This window comes from Pseudomonas sp. YY-1 (assembly GCF_002843095.1).
Lineage (GTDB): Bacteria > Pseudomonadota > Gammaproteobacteria > Pseudomonadales > Pseudomonadaceae > Aquipseudomonas > Aquipseudomonas sediminis_A.
On the sequence record NZ_PJLX01000022.1, the window covers coordinates 14,960 to 30,937 of the forward strand.

Here is a 15,978-nt window from a genome sequence, read left to right on the forward strand (position 1 = left end):
CCGAAAACCCGGATAATGGCGGCCATTTTGTTTCGCTCGCTGGTATCGCCCCATGGAAATCAAGGTCAACTTTCTCGACAACCTTCGCCTCGAAGCCAAGTTCGATGACTTCACGGTGATCGCCGATCAGCCGATCCGCTACAAGGGCGACGGCTCGGCGCCGGGGCCGTTCGACTACTTTCTGGCGTCGTCAGCGTTGTGCGCGGCCTATTTCGTCAAGCTGTACTGTCAGACGCGGGACATCCCCACCGAGAACATTCGCCTGTCGCAGAACAACATCGTCGATCCGGAAAACCGCTACGCGCAGATTTTCAAGATCCAGGTCGAGCTGCCGGCGGACATTTCCGAGAAGGATCGCCTGGGGATTCTGCGCTCCATTGACCGCTGCACCGTGAAGAAGGTTGTACAGCAGGGCCCCGAGTTCATCATCGAGGAAGTGGAAAACCTCGACGCCGATGCCCAGGCGCTGCTGATGCCGGTGAGTGACACCACCACCTACATTGCGGGCAAGGATCTGCCGCTGGAGCAGACCATCGCCAACATGTCGGGCATCCTCGCCGACCTTGGCATGAAGATCGAGATCGCCTCCTGGCGCAACATCGTGCCCAACGTCTGGTCGCTGCACATTCGCGATGCGCAGTCGAACCTGTGCTTCACCAACGGCAAAGGCGCAACCAAGGAAAGCGCCCTGGCCTCGGCGCTGGGCGAGTTCATCGAACGGCTGAACTGCAACTTCTTCTACAACGACCAGTTCTGGGGCGAGGACATCGCCGCCGCCGAGTTCGTCCACTACCCCAACGAGCGCTGGTTCAAGCCGGGGCCGAAGGACGCGCTGCCCGAGGAAATCCTCGACGCGCATTGCCTGGCCATCTACAACCCGGATGGCGAACTGCGTGGCTCACACCTCTACGACACCAACTCCGGCAACACGGTGCGCGGCATCTGCTCGCTGCCGTTCGTGCGCCAGAGCGATGGCGAAACGGTGTATTTCCCGTCCAACCTGATCGAGAACCTGTACCTGTCCAACGGCATGAGCGCCGGCAACACCCTGGCCGAAGCCCAGGTGCAGTGCCTGTCCGAGATCTTCGAACGGGCGGTGAAACGCGAAATCCTCGAAGGCGAGCTGTGCCTGCCGGACGTTCCCCAGGACGTGCTGGCCAAGTACCCGGGCATCGTCGCCGGCATTAAAGGCCTTGAGGAACAAGGCTTCCCGGTGCTGGTGAAAGATGCCTCACTCGGCGGTGAATTCCCGGTGATGTGCGTGACCCTGATGAACCCACGCACCGGCGGTGTGTTCGCCTCCTTCGGCGCCCACCCGAGCCTGGAAGTGGCGCTGGAGCGCAGTCTTACCGAACTGCTGCAGGGGCGAAGCTTCGAGGGCTTGAATGACCTGCCGCAGCCGACCTTCGACAGCCTGGCGCTGACCGAGCCGAACAACTTCGTCGAGCACTTCATCGACTCCAGCGGTGTGGTGTCGTGGCGCTTCTTCGGCGCCACGCCGGACTTCGAGTTCGTCGAGTGGGACTTCTCCGGCGAAGGCGCCGACTCGAACGAGCAGGAAGCTGCGACTCTGTTCGCCATCCTCGAGGACATGGGCAAGGAGGTCTACGTCGCCACCTACGACGACCTCGGCGCCAACGCCTGCCGCATCCTGGTGCCGGGCTACTCGGAGATCTACCCGGTCGAGGATCTGATCTGGGACAACACCAACAAGGCGCTGCTGTTTCGCAAGGACATCCTCAACCTGCACAGCCTCAGCGACCGCGAACTCAAGTCACTGCTGCGCAACCTCAACAACGCCGAGGTCGACGACTACACCGACATCACCACACTGATCGGCGTCGAGTTCGACGACAACACGGTGTGGGGCCAGCTGACCATTCTCGAGCTGAAGCTGCTGATCAACCTGACGCTGAAGAAATACGACGACGCCAAGGAACTGGTCGAGGCCTTCCTGCAGTACAACGACAACACCGTCGAGCGCGGCCTGTTCTACCAGGCGGTAAACGCCGTTCTTGAGATCCAGCTGGACGACGAGCTGGAGCTAGCTAACTACGAGCACAACCTGCGGCGCATGTTCGGCAACGAGCGCATGGACGCAGTGATCGGCTCGGTAGATGGCAGCGTACGCTTCCATGGCCTGACACCGACCAGCATGAAACTCGAAGGCCTGGACAAGCACCTGCGCCTGATCGACAGCTACAAGAAGCTGCACGCCGCGCGCGCCAGGGCGGCAGGATTGGCTGGCTGAGCATGGCTAGCGAGCGCGCAATCCAGAGCGTCGCCGCGCTGATGCTGGCGGCCGGCTATAGCCGCCGCTTCGGCGCCGACAAGCGCCGCCTGCAACTTGGCGACGGCCGCTCGTTGCTCAACGCCAGCTTGGCACTGCCCTGCTCGATGCTCGAAGAAATCTGGCTGGTGTTGCGCCCGGACGAGTCCATCGCGGAGCTGGGATTACCCGTCAGCATCAAGCTCGTCCAGCATCCGCTAACAGCCCAGGGCATGGGCCACAGCCTGGCGGCAGGTGCAGAGCGTCTACTGGCCGAATCCAACGCTGATGCCGTGGCGATCTTTCTAGCCGATATGCCATCGATACATCGGGACAGCCTGGAAACCCTGATCGCCCACTCCAGCGCGAACAACATCGTGCTGCCCAGCTATCAGGGCAAGCGCGGCCATCCGGTGCTGTTCGGTCGCGATTTATGGCCGCAGCTCGCGACGCTGAGCGGCGATACCGGGGCCAAGCCGGTGCTGCAGCAGAACCCCAGCGCTGTGCGTATCGTGGAGCTGGACGACCCTGGTGTGCTGCAGGACGTCGATACTCAGGAAGACTGGCAATGCCTCAGCACACGCTGAGCCCTCAGAACCTGCTCACGATCTGCTGCGCGTCAGCCATGCTGCGTTGAAACCAGCCTGGAACGCCAGCCCGAGCTGGGCGCCCCCGTCAAAATGCTCATTTACAACTCGTAAACTGCGCTTTTTCGCCTGACTTCGCCTTGCCTAGCTCTAGCTCGCGAGATCGTGAACAGGTTCTTAGTGCGGCTCCTTGCGGTACTCGCTGCCCAACTCGCGAGCCAGGGCAATGAAGTTGGCCACCTGCGGTGACTGGTGCAACTCGCGGCAGACCAGGGTGATCGGCGCGACCAGGCGCGGCTTGGCATCACGAATCGAGCGATAAGCCACACTGTGCTCGTGGAAGCCGCGCATCGATGCCGGCACCACCGAAACCCCGGCACCAGCGGCCACCAGGCTCACGTTGGTCAGCATGCGCTCCACCTCGAACGCCACATGCGGCTCGAACCCAGCATTACGACAGGCTTGCAGGAAATTGGCGTACATCCCCGGCGCACCGGGGCGGCGCACCAGAATCAACGGTTCGCCAGCCAGATCCTTCAGCGAAACCGCGCCCTTGCCCGCCAGCAGCCGATGCCCGACCGGCAAGGTGAGCACCAGCTCTTCGTTGAGCAGACGGTGATAGGCGACGCCCTGAGGGTTACCGACTGGAGCCCGCAGGATGCTGACATCCACATCGCCGCCGTTGACATCGTCGGTCAGCTCCTGTGCGTTGCCTTCGTTGAGGCCGATATCGACACCCGGATACAGATCCCGATAGCGCCTGATAATCCGTGGAATCAGCGGATGCGAGGCCGCCGAGCTGGTGAAACCGACGCTCAGACGCCCCTCGATGCCTTTGGCCGTGCGCGCCGCCTTCAATGCGCCCTGCGATACCCGCTGGAGAATATCGCGAGCCTCGCGCAGGAACACCTCGCCACCGACGGTCAGATCGACGCCCTTGGCGTGGCGGATGAACAGGTCGAAGCCAAGCTCCTGCTCCAGCGCCCGGATCTGCTGGCTCAACGGCGGCTGCTGCATGTTCAGACGGGCCGCAGCGCGGGTGAAATGCTTTTCTTCGGCAACCATGACGAAGTAGCGCAGATGACGAAGTTCCATGCAGGCCCTTAGAAGGTTGATCAGGCCGGCACACGATACCGAATCCACGTGCCGATGGGGTAGGATGAACACTCACGCGCGGCCTCGACGCCACGACGACGAACAAGAATAAAACAGGCTCCAATGATCTTCAGGCATTCTCGAACAGGCATTGCCCTGCTTCTGTTGGCACTGGTTCTCGGCGCCCTTCTGGGTGTCTGGTGGCCTGATCTGGCGGTAGAGATGAAGCCGCTCAGCGACCTGTTCATCTCCGCAATTGGTCTGTGCGCGCCGGTAGTGATGTTCGTCCTGGTTTGCTCCAGCGTCGCCGCCCTCAGCGACTACCGCGCCACCGCGCGCCTGGGCCTGAAGGCCGTCGGTTACTGGCAGCTGATGTCACTGCTGTCGCTGCTGACCGGCTTGCTCGTCGCCCTGCTCTTGCACTCAGGCGGCGGCCTGCACCAAATGGGTAGCGACTGGGCGACGATTGAAACCACAAGTGGCCCATTCTTCTCTCAACTTCCGGGCCTGCTGCTCGATTCGCTCGAACAGAGTTTCATCCTCAAGGTGCTGCTGGTTGCCGTAATCTGCGGCCTGCTGCTCGGTCGCAGTGGCGCACCGGGGCAACGCCTGACGCAGCGGCTCGATCAGGCGGTGAAGCTGGTATTTCGCGCCATGCAAGTGATCGTCAGCTTCGCGCCACTGGCGGCGTTTGGTGCCATCGCCTTCATCATCGGCAAGTACGGACTGGAAGCGGCGCTGCCGTTGGCCAAGTTCGTGGTAGTGGCCTATGTGGCCTGCCTGGTTTACCTGCTGCTGGTACCGGCCATCGCCCTGCGCCTGGCGGGCTGTCGATTGTGGCGGCTGATCGGTTACGTCAAGGAAGAGCTGCTACTGGTGGCCGCGACGGGCTCTTCGGTCGCAGCCCTGCCGCGCCTGATCGACAAACTGGAGGCAGCCGGTTGCGACAGCCAGACCGTACGCCTGACGCTCACTGCCGGCTACAGCTTCAATCTCAACGGCTCGAACCTCTACCTGGCGGTGGCCGTCGTGTTTCTCGCACAACTGGCTCACGTCGAACTGGACGTCCTACAACTGGGCACCATCCTGCTGGTCTGCCTGTTGACCTCACTGGGCTCGACCAGCGTCGCCGGTTCGGCCTTCGTCACGCTCACCGCGACGCTCAGCGTGCTGAATATCCTGCCGCTGGAGAGCATCGGCATCCTGATCGGCGTAGAGCGTCTGATGAAATGTCGTTCGGTGACCAACGTGCTGGGCAACTGCGTAGCCTGCGTGGTCATCGCCCATTGGGATGGCAAGGTGGACAAACAGAAATTGCGGGAGATGCTGGGCTGAGATCAGTGCCGAGCCAGTCGCGTACTCACGTGCCGAACGTGAAAAGAAGTGGCTACCTGTGGGCGCAAGCGATGCTGCGCAACCAGGTCGGCCGTCGTGCCACGACCGACGAAAACCACCTCCTGCAATTGCGGAAAATGGCTGCTGCGCCCCAGGTAACTCACCAATGCATCGAGTACCGTGAATGCCGATAGCCCGACATGCCCTTCACTCGACACCTCACCCTCAACCCAGGCCTGCTCGCTGTGCCATACGGGCAGATCCACAGGTCGCTTGCGGCCATCGGCGACGCTGAACTGCGGCACGAGGATCAACGTATCGCCTTGCTCATCCAGTTGCGACTCGCTGGAGTTCGAGTCGCCCTCGACAAGCACGACTACGCGTCGAATACCTCGCGGCAGGTTGTACAGATCGGCGTTGGCCACCAATGCAAGGGCGAAGCTGTCAGCGACAGCGTCGAGCCGCACGAGCTGCGCCCCTGCTTCAACCGGAGCGTTGGAGTCGGAACGACGCGCCACTGCGTCACTGAATACCATGCTGGCCATGACGACCGAACAGAGCAGCAAGGCGTAGCGGCGCACACGTTCCATCTTTCACGCTCCTGAAGAAAATGAGCAGCGAAGCCCGCAAGGCCTCGCCACTCGAAATCAACGCGAAGCAGGCAAGAGTTTGGCGAAGGCCTTGTCCAGCACCTCGTCCGCCTTGATCAGTTGCTGACGACGCTCGCCCATCCAGCTTTTGTCCGCCTGCAAACGCTTGCCGGCCTCGGCCAGCATGCGCTTGACCTCGGCAGGTTGCGGGCCGCCAGTGCCCTTGCGCGTCTCGACCATGGTGCGCGGCGACAGGGTGGCGCGGAAGGCACTCTCGCTCAACGGCAGGCGCTGATCCTTCCAGTTGTACTTCTGCGCAGCCTTGGTATAGAGCTTCTGCGCGTCGGCGTAAGGGAACTCCTTCGGCAACAAGCCTTGATCACGCGCCTGACCAACGATCAGCGAAGCGAAGCTGTGGCCGATGCGAAACGGCACCTTGTGCTCGCGTTCGAGCGTATCGGCCAGTTCCATCGAGGTCGTCCAGTCGGCGTCGAGCTCTTCCATGGCGCGCTCGGGATTGATCACCAGCGCATCGAGCACCATGTCCAGGCGCTCGAACATATCGGTGGCCGATTTGAACAGGCCCAAGTCCTCGAACGCGGCCTTGTAGTCGGTCATGCCGGTGGTGACGTTGTGTGCGCGAATGGTGGTGGCACCCGCCAGACCAACCACATCGGAGGCCGACTCACGGGTGCGCATCAGCAGGCCGGGATTGCGCTTCTGCGGCATGGCGCTGCTGGTGTAGGTCGAGCCTTCCTCGAGCAGCAGCCAGGGACGGGTCTGGTGGTACTGGGTATGGATATCGCCGATCAGCGCACCGACGCGGATGGCCGAGGACGAAGCGATGCCCGCCGCTTCCAGCGGGATGTCGAAGGTCGATACCTGGCTGGAATCCAGCGAGTTCTCACGCACGCCATCGAAGCCCAGCAGCGTGGCCAGACGCTCACGGTTCAGCGGCCAGCCGGAGTTGGCCAGCACCGCGGTGCCCATCGGGCTCAGGTTCAGGCGTGCATAGAGTTCATGAATGCGCTGCGCATCGCGCTCGAAAGCCGCTTCGAATGCCAGCAGGTAGTGCGCGTAGCTGATTGGCATGGCCTGCACACCGTTGGTGTAGGCCGGAATCAAGGTGTCGACGTTGTCGCCCGCGATCTTCAGCAGGCGGGCGCGCGACGAATTGAGCGCATCGCTGTAATCCAGCACCTGGGCACGCAGCACGGCCAGGCGATAGGTGGCGTACATGTCCTGGCGGCTGCGCCCGGAGTGAATCAGCGAGGCTTCGGGACCGATCTTGTCGATCATGATCTGCTCGACCTGCAACACGTCACTGGGACTCTTGCCGTCGGGCTGAGCAGCCTGATCGATCACATGCTGCACGCCACCGGCGATGCGTCGACCCTGAGGAGCGGAAACGATGCCCTCCTCGGTCAGCATGACGATCGATGCCTTGTTGATGCGGTTCAACCAGGAGAACTGGCTTTCGTAGGCGCCGCCCTTGAGCGCCGACTTGTCCACCGTCGCGCCGATCTTGCGCGCCTGCTCAGCGCATTCGGCAGTGGTGCGGCAAGGCAGTTCGGCAGTGTTGGCCGCCAGGGCGCTGGATGAAGCAAACAGCGCATAGACGACGGCGAGGTGAAGCAGAGTCTTTCTTGTTCTCATGGTTTTCAGTTCCGCTCGGTATCAGTGAGGGCTCGGCTGCCTTGAAAAGCAGCAGCCCACCGATGCTAGCGGCATACATGAAAGATATGAAATATATTAAAAATATCCAATCAATACCTTAAAAGTACCAAAAAAATCTCATCAAGCGCCGCTGCCCGCAGGATGCGCCGCGCGCACCGAGATAACTCCAAGAACCGAGATTGCCCACAACGATCGGTGCATATGGCACACCCTGCCTGTGCCACCCCAACGAGTTCAGAGCCTCTCACAGCTCAATATATAAAAAGTATCAATTGGCTATTTTCAAGATATTTTATCTAGCCAAAAACCGCTGTTAGCATCGTCGCCATAACTCCAATCAATCAGGTCGACCTGCGCTGCCAACCAGCGGGTACGACTTAGCGACATGCCAATGCCCTGTGCAGGTGTGCCGCGCTCTCTGCCGAGGTGGAATATGCCGTACGACGTTCTCTGGCCCCTGGGTTCTCTACTCAAGCGAGGCCCGAACCTCCGCAGACAGGCCGTCCTGGCTATCGCTCTGTTGACCAGCGCCTTGTACTGCGGTCTTGCCAGCGCCAACCAGCAATTACTGCGCCTGGGCCAGAACGAGCCCTACAACTTCCTCGCCTTCGCCAATGCAGACCTGAATGGTGCCAGCCCGGCCTCACGTGCCGTGGTGGTGATCCACGGTGTGCGTCGTAACGCCGACGACTACTACCAATACGGTCAGAGCCTGCTCAAGAAAGCCGGATTCGACGCCAGCGACACCCTGCTGCTGTCATTGAATTTCCTCACCGCCGAGGACAGCCGCGCCGGTAGTGACATGCCGCTGTGGGCACGTGACAAATGGATGCACGGCACCGCATCGAGCAAAGGTCGCCGCGGTATCGACGCCTTCGCCGTGTTGGATGATCTGCTGCTGTACCTGGCCGACCGCCAGCGTTTCCCGGCAATGAAGGAAGTCGTGTTGATCGGTCACTCCGCCGGTGGCCAGCTGATGCAGCGCTACAGCATTCTCGGCGACAGCGATGAGCGCCTCGCCACTACCGGGATCCAGGTTCGCTACGCCATTTCCGCTCCGTCTTCCTATGTCTACATCGAAGACAGCCGCCTGCAGGATGGTTCGTTCAAGCCAGTGCGCACAGTCATGTGCCCGAGCTTCAGCCGCTATCGCTATGGCCTGGATCGCGCCCCCTTCTATCTGACCCGGCAGAACCTCGGGGCCGAGCAGCTGTTTCGCCGTTACGCCGCTCGCGACGTGACCTTCATGGTCGGTGAGCGCGACAACGACCCGTGGCACCGCGTACTGGATCGCACCTGCGGCGCCAACATGCAGGGCGCACATCGGGTCGAGCGCCAGCTCAACTACCTGCGCTACGAGGCGTTCCTTTCCAGCAAGTGGGGGGTGCCCATCCATCACCCACAGATCACGGTCGCCGGTATCGGCCACAACGCGGCCCGTTTGCTGGCGACGGAGATTGTCGCCAACACGCTGTTCCCGAAACGCTGATACCCCGTCTGCCCGACTCACAAAAACAACAACGAGCTTGCCATGACTTCGACCTTCACCTCCGCCCAGGTACGCCGGGTGCTGCACCCGCGCAATCTGACCCTGCTGGCCGCGGCGATCCTCGCTGCCCAGGCTCAAGCCGAACCTCTGCCCTCCGCCGGCACGCTGTTCGACAACAACCGCGACATTCTCCGTCCGGCCGAACGCACCCAGGATGCGCCGCGTGGCAATGTGCGCATCGAAGCTCAGGATGACCGCAGCCAGGCTGCAAATCCGGCCGAGCAGGCCTCTGCCGCCTTTCGCGTAAATGCTTTCAAGCTCACCGGTAACCGTGAGATCAGTGAGTCGCGCCTGCTGCAGGAGCTTGCCCCCTATGCCGGTCGAGAGCTGAATCTCGCCGGCCTGCGTGAGGCCGCTGCGCGCGTCACAGAGCTGTATCGCAGCCGCGGCTATCTGGTCGCCCGCGCCTATCTGCCCGCCCAGGAAATCAGCGATGGCGTGGTTACCATCGGCGTGCAGGAAGGTCGCGTCGGCACGGTGCGCGCCGAACCCGAGCCCAACGTGCGCCTGCGTCCAGGCATGCAACAGAGCTTTGTCGACGCCATTCCCAGCGGCAGCGTGATCCGCGAGGCCGATCTGGAGCGCGTGCTGCTGCGCCTGTCCGATATCGCCGGGGTTTCGGTGCGCGCCGTGCTGCAACCGTCGCGCGAGCCGGGCGCATCCGACATCGTCCTCAAGCTCAGCGAGATGACTGCCTGGACGGGCCGCGTCAGCTTCGACAACCACGGCAACTACTACACCGGCGCCAACCGGGTCACCAGCAACGTCAGCCTCAACGACGCCTTCGGCTTCGGCGAAAGCCTGTTCTTCAACGGCCAGAACAGTTTCGAAGGCCTGGAGATTCGCGGCCTCGGTTATCGCCAGCCGCTGGGCGCCAGTGGTGTCACCCTGGGCGCCAACTACGCGGAGATGGAATACGCCATCGGCAAGAGCCTGAAGACCGCTGACGCCAGCGGTACCGCCATCGTTTCTTCGGTGTTTCTCGACAGCTCGCTGCTGCGCAGCCGCGATGCCAACATCTCGCTCAACCTGGCCGAAGAGCACCGGCATTTCGAGGACGAAGCCGGCGCCTTCGCGGTGAAGAAATCCGCCGTGTTCCGCAGCGCCACGCTTTATGGCGACTGGCGTGACGACTGGGCCGGCAGCAACCGCTGGAGCCTGGCCTATGGCATCGGCAAGCTGAACAAGGACACCCCGCTCGATGAAGCCCTCGACCAACTGACCGCCAATGCCGCCGGTCGTTATCGCAAGGCCAACCTGGCATTCAGCCGCTTGCAGGAATTAGGCGGTGGCTACTCGCTGTTCGCCTCCCTCAGCGGCCAATGGGCAGACAAGAACCTCGATGCCTCGGAGAAATTCAGCCTCGGCGGCCCCAACGGCGTGCGTGCCTACCCGGTCGGCGAAGCCGCAGGCGATGAAGGCCTGCTCGGTCGCCTGGAGCTACGCAAATACCTCGGCCGCTATTATGGCGCCATTGCCGAAGCCACCCTGTTCGCCGATGGCGGCCGGGTGCGGGTGAACAAGAACCCCTGGGACGACAGCGAGAATCACCTGACCCGCTACGGCTACGGTGTGGGCCTGAACGTCTATCACCGCGACCTGGTGATGAATGCCAGCCTGGCCTTCTCGCCAGGCGACGACCCGATCAGCGACGAGCGCGACAACAAGCGCTTCTGGCTGTCGGTAACCGGCACACCACAGGCCTTCGCCGGCCTGGCCAAGGACGTCGGCAGCCGCGAGGACTTCCGTAGCAAGACCACCGAGCTGGTGCTATACGGATCGCTCGGCCTGGTGCCGGAATACATCGACCGTCGTGACTCCACCCGTGCCTCCCCGGCTGACCAGAGCAAGCTGGCCACGGCCAATGGCCGCAACATGTCCAGCTACTGGCGTGCTCGCGACAACGTCTCCTACATCGGTGCCCACGCTGGCATCCCGATCAACGACGACACGCGTTTTCTGTGGCAGCTGGAATACGGCATTTCGGTGAACTACACCCTGAGTGGCGACGAGACCGCACCGCTGTCGATCTCGCCCAACACACGCCTGCGCAACTCCGGCGTAGCGCTCGATGATGATCGCTTCGGCACTCTGCTCTACGGCGTCTGGGACATGCCGCTGAAGGAGAGCACCACCAGCCTCGACCCGTTCTTCGGCAAGACCAGCGCGGCCTACTACAACATCATCGGCTCGCCCGGTTTCAACAGCAGCCTGGCCAGCAACGTGTCCGGCCCGCTCAGCCAGGCCGATGAGAGCGTCAACTCCGATGCCGCGTTCAACCGTCGCCAGTCCGGCGTGGTTGCCTGGTGGTCGCCTGAGTGGCATGGCCTGCAGGTCAAGCTGGCTTACTCCAACAACGGCATGCGAGCAGCAGAAGACGTCGACCGGGGCTACATCTACGGCGGCAGCGTGACCTACAAGAACGGCGGTTTCACCGCGGTCGCCGCCGCCGAACGTCACGTCAACTACTTCGGTATCGCAAACCTGGGCCGCAATGCCCGCGGCGTGGGCAGCAACACCCACGTCACCGAAGGCACCTCATCGAACGACTACAGTTTCCGTTTCGGCCTGGGTTACCGCTTCGGCAACACCCAGCTGTCGCTGGTGGCCGACGAGCTCTACTACTCGGAAGACGACGTGATCAACAACAGCGTCAGCTTCAGCGACCTCTCCGAGTACCGCCGTCGCGCCTACATGCTTGGCGTCAGCCACCGAATCGGCGCCTGGCGCCTGCGCGCCAGCTATGCCCGCGCACTGCCTGGCGAGTGCTCGATGATCTCCGCCAGTGGAATCGAGTGCGACACCAGCGGCATGGGCGCACGCCAGTACGCGCTGGGCGTTGGCTATCGTTTCACCCGCAACACCGAGGTGTTCGCCCACTACGTGCTGCTGAAGAATGCTTCGCTGTCGAACTACAACTTCGCCGTGGCCGGCGCCTACGCGGCCAGCGGCTACTCGCCAGGCGTCGGCACCACCATCAACGCCATCGGCACCGGCTTCAACTATTCATTCTGAGGAGATGACCGTGAACAATAAAAACGCCCGTCGCGGCCGTCGTCCGCAACAGCCTTCTCTCAAGCCGCTGAGCTACGCCGTGCTGTGCGTGATGCACGGCCTGATGCCGCTGAACGCCATGGCGCTGGACAACAACGCCCTGCCCAGCAACGGCCAGATCACCGCAGGCAGCGGCAGCATCAGCCAGTCCGGCAATGTGCTGGATGTGAACCAGAACAGCCAGAAGCTGATCGCCACCTGGGACACCTTCAATGTCGGCCGTGATGCCACGGTGAATTTTCACCAGCCGGGCGCCTCGTCGGTGGCACTCAATCGCGTGCTGTCCAGCGACGCCTCGCAGATCATGGGCCAGATCAATGCCAATGGTCAGGTCTATCTGATCAACCCTACTGGTGTGCTGTTCGGCAGCAGCGCCGCGGTCAACGTCGGCGGCCTGGTAGCCAGCGCCCTGGACATCGCCGATAACGATTTCATGGCCGGGCGCCTGCAGTTCGATGGCAAGGGCGCAGGCGGTGCGGTGATCAACCAGGGCACCATCCGTGCGGCTGACGGCGGTAGCGTCGCCCTGCTCGGCGCTCAGGTACGCAACGAGGGTACCGTGGTCGCCAAGATGGGCTCGGTGGTACTCGGCGGTGGCGAGAAGATCACCCTCGATTACCACGGCGACGGCCTGATCAACATGCAGGTCGACGAAGCCGTCATCGATGCCAGCGTGGTCAACCAGGGCCTGCTGCAAGCCAATGGCGGTACCGTGATCATGAGCGCCCGCGCCAGCGACGCCATGCTCAGCAAGGTGGTCAACAACGAAGGCGTGATCGAGGCCAGCAGCCTGCAGCAACGCAATGGCCGTATCGTCCTCGACGGCGGTGACAGCGGCGTGGTGGCCAGCAGCGGCGTGCTCGATGTCTCCGGCCGCAATGCCGGCGAACGCGGCGGCGAAGTGACCATGACCGGCGAATACGTCGGCCTGTTCGACGATGCGCGTATCGACGCGAGCGGCGATGCCGGCGGCGGTACCGTGCTGCTCGGCGGCGACTACCAGGGTACCGGCCCGTTGCAGCACGCCAGCGCCACCCATATGGGCAAGGACGCGCGCATCGAGGCCGACGCGCTCAATAGTGGCGATGGCGGCAAGGTCATTCTCTGGGCCACCGACAGCACTCAGTTCCACGGCAATATCAGCGTTATCGGCGGTGGCGAAGGAGGTAATGGCGGGTTCGTGGAAACCTCAGCCCATGCCCTGGATGCCACCGGCCGCGTCAACCTCAGCGCCGCTTCCGGCAAGGGCGGCACCTGGCTGCTCGACCCGTACAACATCAATATCACCAGCGGCGCCAGCTCCGGTACCTCCAGCGAGAGCCCGTTCACCCCCAACGCCGGCGGCAGCTCGACCCTCAGCTCGGCCACGCTCAATGCGTCGCTGAGCGAGGGTGCCAACATCATCGTGCAGACCTCGTCCGGCCCAGGCACTTCCGGCGACATCAACGTGCTGGACAACGTTCAGGCGCAGGGCAATGCCAGCCTGACGCTGATCGCCCACCGTAACGTCAACATGACCGGCACCAGCATTACCCATGCAGATGGCGCCACGTTGAACGTGTCGCTGCTGTCGAACTTCAACAACAGCGGCAACGGCTCGGTGGCGCTGAACAACGCGACCATCCGCACCAACGGTGGCGACTTGACAATCAGCGGCGCGATCGACCCGAGCGGCTCGTTCGCCAGCACCAACGTCAGCAGCGGCACCGGGGTGTTCATCCGCTCCAGCCTGATCGACACCAACGGCGGCGACGTCACCATTCGCGGCGCCACCTCGGCCAGCCTCGCTGCCGGCTCCAGCGCTACCGCGATGAACATCTCCGCCAGCACCATCGATGCCGGCGGCGGCGATATCAACATCACCGCCGTGCAGGCCAGCAGCAGCGGCACGGGTGACGCCTTCATCCTGCATGGCGGCAGCAACCTGCTGACAGAAGGTGCCGGTTCCATCGACATCAGCGCCGACAACCTGGGTTCGGGCAACGGCACGCGCATCTTCAGCACCAGCAACACCATCGCTGCCAGCGGCTCGGGCAACGTCACCCTCAGTGGTAATGCGGCTTCCGGCTTCGGCGTGCTGATCTGCTCCACCGGCAGTGGTTCGACGCAGAACATCGGTGTCGGCAGCGGCACCCTGACGGTCAAGGCCAACAGCCAGAGCGGCCGCGCACTGTACCTGGCAGCCGCAGGCGATGGCGCAATCAACCTGACCGCCAGCGACTCGGGCAGGATCGTGCTCGCTGGCGACAGTGGCGGCAGCTACGGCACGGTGCTCAACGTCACCGGCGCTGGCGCCTCGATCAACCTGCTCAGCGATGGCGACATCACCGTCGAAGGCAACAGCTCCGGCGGCACTACGCCTTCGCTGGGCCTGATCACCTCCGGCAGTGGTAGCGCCATCAACATCGCCAGCACTGCCGGCAACGTGCGCCTGGCCGCCGACAACAGCGTGATTAACACCGGCAGCGGCTCGTTCCGCGCGCTGTATCTGGATGCCAGCGGCAGCAACTCCGCGATTCGCGTCGGCACCCAGAGCGGCAACCTGACCCTGGAAGGCAACAGCATCTCCGGTCGGGGCGTGGATCTCGCGCCCTCCGGCAGCGGCGCGGCCATCGAGCTGTCGACCACCACCGGCGATATCCAGATCAATGGCAACAGCACCAGCAGCTTCGGTGGCTACGGCATCTTCCTCAACTCAAGCGGCGCCTCGCAGGGCGTCAGCATCACCACCCAGACCGGCGACATCACCCTGCGCGGTGACAGCGTGGGCACCTCCGACGCCATCGCCCTCGGCGGTAGCGGCCAGGCCTCGACCAACCGCATCGCCTCGCAGGGCGGCAACATCCTGCTCGATGGCCACTTTCACTCCCCCGACAGCAGCGAGCTGGATCACGGCATCGCCCTGCTCAGCGTGACCAACATCATCCAGACCACCGGTAATGGCAACGTCACCCTGATCGGCCGCTCGACCGGTTCGGGCGATGGCGTGGACTTCTACAGCAACGGCAACAACCTGCTCAGCGTGGAGAACGGCAAGCTCAGCATCACTGGCCAGGCCAACAATGCCAATGGCCTCAGCATACTCACCGGGCAAACCGAACTGCGTGCCACCGGCAGCGGCTCGATCAGCCTCGACGGCTATTCGCGAACGGGCAACGGCATCCATTTCTACCCGTCCAGCAATGGCAGCTCGGTGACCATCGCCAGCAACAGCGGTGACATCAGCCTCAACGGTCGCACTGACGGCGGTAGCGAGGCCAGCGGGGTGTTCATACGCAGCGGCTCGAACAGCATCTCGCTGAGCTCGGCCAGTGGCGATATCAAGGTCAGCGGTCGTGGTGAGAACGGCGCCAGTGGCATCACCTTCAACGGCACCAGCAGCGGCAGCAACAGCCTGCTGACCCGCGCTGGCGGCAACCTGACCCTGGAAGCCTTCAGCCGCGGCGGCACGGCGCTGAACTTCGTCAGCGGCAACAACCGCCTCGGCGTTCAAAACGGCATCCTGCTGATCGATGCGCAGGCACCTGGCGGCACCTACATCGCCAACGGCAGCGACAACACCAGCATCGGTGCCAGCGGCAGTGGCGCGGTGGTCTATCGCCTCGGCGGGCTGATCAACGCCAGCATCCTCGGCAACGATGGCGAGGCAACGCGCAGTCACTTGCAGCAGCAGATCGCCGGCAGCGCCTGGAGCCAGGTTCTGTATCCTGACTACCGGCAGACGCCGCTGGCGCCGCGTATCGATCTGATCGATCTGGATCTGTCGCAGTTGCAGGCAGCGGCACCCAGCGAAAACTGAAAAGGCGCGGCGCGACGCCATAC

General features: G+C 63.0%; 9 protein-coding genes. 6 read left to right on the forward strand and 3 right to left on the reverse strand.

Annotated features, from left to right (window positions below; all coding sequences use genetic code 11):
* The first annotated feature begins 52 nt into the window (after nucleotides 1-52).
* The gene (locus tag CXP40_RS22665; RefSeq protein ID WP_106735564.1) at nucleotides 53-2,251 is read left to right on the forward strand and encodes an OsmC domain/YcaO domain-containing protein; all 2,199 of its coding nucleotides are present in this window, start codon (nucleotides 53-55) and stop codon (nucleotides 2,249-2,251) included.
* Between the two features lie 2 nt (nucleotides 2,252-2,253).
* Nucleotides 2,254-2,856 (forward strand): NTP transferase domain-containing protein, encoded by a 603-nt coding sequence (locus tag CXP40_RS22670; protein ID WP_106735565.1) that lies wholly within the window; start codon nucleotides 2,254-2,256, stop codon nucleotides 2,854-2,856.
* 177 nt (nucleotides 2,857-3,033) lie between these two features.
* On the opposite strand, the gene CXP40_RS22675 is transcribed toward CXP40_RS22670, so the two are convergent.
* A complete protein-coding gene (locus tag CXP40_RS22675; protein ID WP_106735566.1) occupies nucleotides 3,034-3,951 on the reverse strand; it encodes a LysR family transcriptional regulator in 918 nt (305 codons plus the stop codon).
* 123 nt (nucleotides 3,952-4,074) lie between these two features.
* Between CXP40_RS22675 and CXP40_RS22680 the strand changes: the two genes are divergently transcribed.
* Nucleotides 4,075-5,286: a cation:dicarboxylate symporter family transporter gene (locus CXP40_RS22680; protein ID WP_106735567.1), complete on the forward strand. Its 1,212-nt coding sequence runs from the start codon at nucleotides 4,075-4,077 to the stop codon at nucleotides 5,284-5,286.
* A gap of 2 nt (nucleotides 5,287-5,288) precedes the next feature.
* Here the strand turns inward: CXP40_RS22680 and CXP40_RS22685 are convergent, their stop codons facing one another.
* Together CXP40_RS22685 and CXP40_RS22690 are read right to left on the reverse strand one after the other, a co-directional pair.
* Nucleotides 5,289-5,876 carry a hypothetical protein gene (locus CXP40_RS22685; RefSeq protein ID WP_106735568.1) on the reverse strand — a complete coding sequence of 196 codons (588 nt, stop codon included), beginning with the start codon at nucleotides 5,874-5,876 and terminating at the stop codon, nucleotides 5,289-5,291.
* Between the two features lie 57 nt (nucleotides 5,877-5,933).
* Entirely contained in the window at nucleotides 5,934-7,532 is a 1,599-nt protein-coding gene (locus tag CXP40_RS22690) for an argininosuccinate lyase (protein WP_106735569.1), read from the reverse strand.
* Between the two features lie 541 nt (nucleotides 7,533-8,073).
* Between CXP40_RS22690 and CXP40_RS22695 the strand changes: the two genes are divergently transcribed.
* The 3 genes from CXP40_RS22695 to CXP40_RS22705 are packed head-to-tail and all read left to right on the forward strand — an operon-like array spanning nucleotide 8,074 to nucleotide 15,955.
* Complete coding sequence (locus tag CXP40_RS22695) at nucleotides 8,074-9,042, forward strand: alpha/beta fold hydrolase (protein WP_256579540.1); 969 nt, start codon at nucleotides 8,074-8,076, stop codon at nucleotides 9,040-9,042.
* A 42-nt stretch (nucleotides 9,043-9,084) separates the two neighbouring features.
* On the forward strand, nucleotides 9,085-12,117 hold the full coding sequence (locus CXP40_RS22700; protein ID WP_106735571.1) for a ShlB/FhaC/HecB family hemolysin secretion/activation protein: 3,033 nt from the start codon (nucleotides 9,085-9,087) through the stop codon (nucleotides 12,115-12,117).
* A gap of 10 nt (nucleotides 12,118-12,127) precedes the next feature.
* Nucleotides 12,128-15,955: an S-layer family protein gene (locus tag CXP40_RS22705; protein ID WP_256579541.1), complete on the forward strand. Its 3,828-nt coding sequence runs from the start codon at nucleotides 12,128-12,130 to the stop codon at nucleotides 15,953-15,955.
* The last annotated feature ends 23 nt before the right edge of the window (nucleotides 15,956-15,978 follow it).